This window comes from Streptomyces sp. NPDC127097 (genome assembly GCF_042724075.1).
GTDB lineage: Bacteria > Actinomycetota > Actinomycetes > Streptomycetales > Streptomycetaceae > Streptomyces.
Genome location: NZ_JBHXFI010000043.1, coordinates 70,528 through 71,531, shown reverse-complemented (window position 1 = coordinate 71,531; position 1,004 = coordinate 70,528). Strand labels below are relative to the sequence as shown.

Annotated in this window: 2 rRNA genes and 1 pseudogene; all 3 read left to right on the top strand. The window is 64.8% G+C overall.

From position 1 onward, the window contains the following. A 23S ribosomal RNA gene (locus tag ACFWJW_RS27385) occupies nt 1-74 on the top strand; the annotation flags it as partial. Nucleotides 75-213: 139 nt separating this feature from the next. Continuing rightward, nucleotides 214-330: ribosomal RNA gene (gene rrf / locus ACFWJW_RS27380) — 5S ribosomal RNA — on the top strand. 192 nt (nt 331-522) lie between these two features. Then, a pseudogene (locus tag ACFWJW_RS27375) lies at nt 523-1,004 on the top strand (hypothetical protein); the annotation flags it as partial.

The window sequence follows — 1,004 nt, the reverse complement described above, 5'->3', positions numbered from 1 at the left end:
GGTTGATAGGCCAGATATGGAAGCCCGGTAACGGGTGGAGTTGACTGGTACTAATAGGCCGAGGGCTTGTCCTCAGTTGCTCGCGTCCACTGTGTGGTTCCCGGGTTGCGAACAGTCGCAATCGCTGGTTGAACCAAGTTTCACTCTTTAACTAAAAAGTGCGCTTGTTCGCTAAGTGTCGATTTCCCGCTCTGCGGGACGGCCCGATAGTGTTTCGGTGGTCATAGCGTTAGGGAAACGCCCGGTTACATTCCGAACCCGGAAGCTAAGCCTTTCCGCGCCGATGGTACTGCAGGGGGGACCCTGTGGGAGAGTAGGACGCCGCCGAACAATCTTTCAGGACCCTTGGTCCCAGCGTTCACGCTGGGACCAAGGGTCCTTTTTGTTTTTCCGAAGCGCGCCGAACTGGTCGGTGCGCGAGAATGAATGCAGTACCGAAGACAGGAGTCACGTCGATGTCCACCAATTCTTCCGACGATCGTTCGGAGCGCCGGCCGCAGCGGCGCGACGACGGTGACCGCGGTGGTTTCCGGCGTGACGACCGCGGGTCGCGCGGCGACAACCGTGGTGGTGACCGCGGAGGTTACCGACGTGATGACCGCCCGTCGGGTGGCGACCGTGGCGGATACCGCGGTGGCGACCGGCGGGACGATCGCGGTGGTGACCGTGGTGGCTTCCGCAGGGATGACCGTGGGCCGCGGCGGGATGACCGTTCCTTCGGTGGCGACCGGCGGGACGACCGTGGTGGGTTCCGGCGTGATGACCGGCCGTCCGGGGGCGATCGCGGTGGGTTCCGTGGTGGCGATCGGCGCGATGACCGTGGCGGCGAGCGCGGCGGTTTCCGTAGAGACGACCGTTCCCAGGGCGGTGACCGTGGGGGTTTCCGTCGCGATGACCGGCCGTCCGGTGGTGACCGTGGCGGCTTCCGCCGTGACGACCGTCGTGATGACCGGCGGGATGACCGGCGTGATGACCGTGGTGGGTTCCGTAGGGATGACCGGCCG